Origin of the sequence: Corallococcus sp. AB030 (genome assembly GCF_003668965.1) — a bacterium.
Taxonomy (GTDB): domain Bacteria; phylum Myxococcota; class Myxococcia; order Myxococcales; family Myxococcaceae; genus Corallococcus; species Corallococcus exiguus.
In genome coordinates, this window is sequence record NZ_RAWQ01000403.1 from 1 (window position 1) to 2840 (window position 2840).

Annotated in this window: 4 protein-coding genes; all 4 read right to left on the reverse strand. The window is 71.5% G+C overall.

From position 1 onward, the window contains the following. Positions 1–74: 74 nt before the first annotated feature. The 4 genes from D7Y15_RS42990 to D7Y15_RS43005 are packed head-to-tail and all read right to left on the reverse strand — an operon-like array spanning position 75 to position 2753. The gene (locus D7Y15_RS42990) at positions 75–431 is read right to left on the reverse strand and encodes a hypothetical protein (protein ID WP_121756176.1); all 357 of its coding nucleotides are present in this window, start codon (positions 429–431) and stop codon (positions 75–77) included. Between the two features lie 10 nt (positions 432–441). Beyond that, a complete protein-coding gene (locus D7Y15_RS42995; protein ID WP_121756177.1) occupies positions 442–1926 on the reverse strand; it encodes an IS66 family transposase in 1485 nt (494 codons plus the stop codon). Positions 1927–1971: 45 nt separating this feature from the next. After that, on the reverse strand, positions 1972–2361 hold the full coding sequence (tnpB, locus tag D7Y15_RS43000) for an IS66 family insertion sequence element accessory protein TnpB (protein WP_121756178.1): 390 nt from the start codon (positions 2359–2361) through the stop codon (positions 1972–1974). Continuing rightward, complete coding sequence (locus D7Y15_RS43005; RefSeq protein WP_148713037.1) at positions 2358–2753, reverse strand: hypothetical protein; 396 nt, start codon at positions 2751–2753, stop codon at positions 2358–2360. The genes tnpB and D7Y15_RS43005 overlap by 4 nt, the downstream gene beginning before the upstream one ends. Between the last annotated feature and the right edge of the window lie 87 nt (positions 2754–2840).

Sequence of the window (2840 nt, forward strand, 5' to 3'; positions counted from 1 at the left end):
GTAAGTCCTCGCCCGAGCCCGTCGAGAGCGACGTTGACGGAGAGGTTCGGCGAATGATTGCTGGGTGAGTCGTCTCAGCGCGACGGGCCGCGAGCCTCGGCCCAGAGGGAGACTTCGCCGTCCGCCTTCACGCGCAGTTCCCAGCGTCCCACGGCGCGCAGGTCGTCCGCGAAGTGCCGTCGCTTACGCTCCACGAGCGCGTCCACCATCGCGCGCATCGTCGCCCGGCCGGGTTGGGGCATCGCCTCCAGTCGGCGGTAGACGTCAGGCAGCAGGTCCGGCTCTCCCCACTGCACTACCACCAGCGCATTCCAGACGGTGATGACCACCTGGAGGAAGCTGCGCTGCTGGTGCAGCGCCGCTCCCGGCGGCAGCTGTGCGAGCAGTGGCGCGACGTACTCCAGGAGGGTTTCGGAAATCTTCGCGGCCATGGTGTCCCTTTCAACTGGGGGCCGCGTGCGGGTGCGGCAAGAGGGGCGGCTCGCCGTGGAGCGCCGCCAGCACGGCCGCGCGCAGGTAGGCCTTGGGCTCGACGCCGCAAAGCTTCGCCGACTCCAGCAGGCTGTAGAGGATGGCGGCCACCTCGGTGCCGCGGCGGCTGCGGCTGCCGTAGTGATTCTTGCGGCCCACCACCGGCCCGCGCAGGGCCCTCTCGGTGGCGTTGTTGTCCAGGGGCACGAGGGCGTCGTCCAGAAAGCGCGTCAGCCCCGGCCAGAGGTTTCCCAGGTAGCCCAGGGCCTTGCCCAGCGCGGACTCGGGCAGTGCACGCACCTCGAGGGCCCACGCATGCAGGCGGGACACCACCGGGCGACTCTTCTCTTGGCGAAGCGCGTGCAGCCGCCCCACGTCGGGTGGACCCGTCTGGTACTCGCGCTCCACCTGGTAGAGTTCGCCAATGAGTCGTACGGCGACGTCGGCCTCGGGCCCGCCGCACTCCAGGAATTTCCTGCGCACGTGGGCCCAGCAGTGCGCCACGTGGAGGCGTCCGGCGCGCTGCTTCGCCACCGCCGCGTAGACGGCGTAGCCGTCCGTCACCAGGACGCCCGAGAAGTCCTTCAAGAGCTCTCGCGCGGCCTCGGCGCCGCGGGTGTCCGCCACGCGGTAGACGACGGCGTGCGCGCTGGCCAGGGCCCACAGGTGCCACTTCGTCTGCCCCGGGCTGCCCAGGAGTGGCCAGCGCGTCTCGTCCACGCCCAGCACCCGCCGGCGCAGCTGGGAGAGCCACAGGGCCTCCCAGGTGGGCAGCAGCAGGCGGGAAAGCCTCAGCACCTGGTCCCAGAGTGTCTGGCTGTCCACCGCCAGCCCCTCGCGCGCCATGGCCCGCACCTGCCGCTCCAGGGGCGCGTGCTCCAGGTACTTCTGCACCGCGACTTCCAGGGCGAAGTCCAGCGAGTAGCGCCCGCCGGGCTGAAGCTTCGGCGGGCCCAGGGCCGTCTCCACGCACCCGCCGCAGCCGCAGCGGTACTTCTGCCGGCGGTGGCGCTTGAGGACGAAGCGGCGCTCCACCACGTCGACTTCCTCGGCCTCCTCGTACTGGCCCGCCATGACCGTCAGCGCGCCGCCGCACTGGGGGCACTGCTGGTCCGCCGCGTCCAAGAGGTGCACCACCTCCTCCACCGGCAGCGCCTGCTGGCGTGGCCCGTGGCCGCGCTGGGACTTCTCTTCGGCGGGGGCCGGCCCGGGTGCAGCCGAGGGGCGCGGGCGCTTCTCGCTGGAGGGGCCGTACAGCGCGTCGCGTGCCTGGGAGAGCTGCCGCTCCAACTCCACCAGCCGCAGCTGCAGCACCTCGGCCGCCTCGCCCTTCGCCGTCAGCAACTGGCGCGTCAACTCCAGCACGCGGGACGTCAGGCGGCGATTCTCCGCCTCCAGCAGCAGCGCCGCCTGGCGCAGTCTTTCGACATCCCTCTCGGTGGTGAGGCGCACCATGCGAGTCGTGCTGGTGCCACACCCCCTGGCAGGTTGCAAGCGACGTCAGCCCGCCGCTCGCGCCCGCGCGAATACCAGCACCGCCTCGGCCGCCACCGGTGAGAGGGTTTGCCTTCCCAGCACCTCGCCCCCCTCGAAGAAGAGCGTCAGCTCCGGCAACGTCAGCGCCACCGGCTCCTCCCCCTGCGCGCGCTTCCATACCGCCGCGAACCGGCCCCTCTCCAACCGCTTCGCGTACAGACACAGCCCCGTGCCGTCGAAGAAGAGGGCCTTGGCCCGCTTCCGGTTTCTACCGACGAAGAGGAAGACGTCCCCGCCCAGCAAGTCGCGTCCCATGCCCTGCGTCACCAGCGCCGCCAACGTGTCGAAGGACTTGCGCATGTCGCACGGGCGCGCGTACGCGTACACCGACAGCCTGCGCGTGGTGCCCATCATCCCCCGAGCCCCTTCAGCACTCGCACCACCTGCGCCACGCTGAGGCCTTCCACCCGCACGCCCCCTGGCCCGTGCACCACCACCCCTCCCTCGGGCTCCTCCTCGCGCGTCACCGCCACCGGGTGGAAGGCCGCGGTGCTTGTCTCCGGCGACGCTCGCGCCGGCCGTCCGCGTCGCACAGGCCCTCCCTGCCGCCCCCACCTGGACAGCGTCCACGAGGACAGCCCCATCTCCCGCGCCGCTTCCTCTTGCGTCCCACCCTCCGCCTGCCGCCCTCTCAAATACGCCACCGCCCGCGTGCGGAAGTCCTCGCCGAATCTCCACCGCGTCCCCCGGCCCCGCTGCGCCTCCACCTCCTGCTTCAGCTTCGCTGCCAGCTCCTTCGACTCCATGCCCACGCGCTCCTCCTGCTTCGAATCGAGCGCTCACCTCCGCACGTCATCCTCCTCCCGTCACGACGGGGGCGGGCGAGGAGTTAC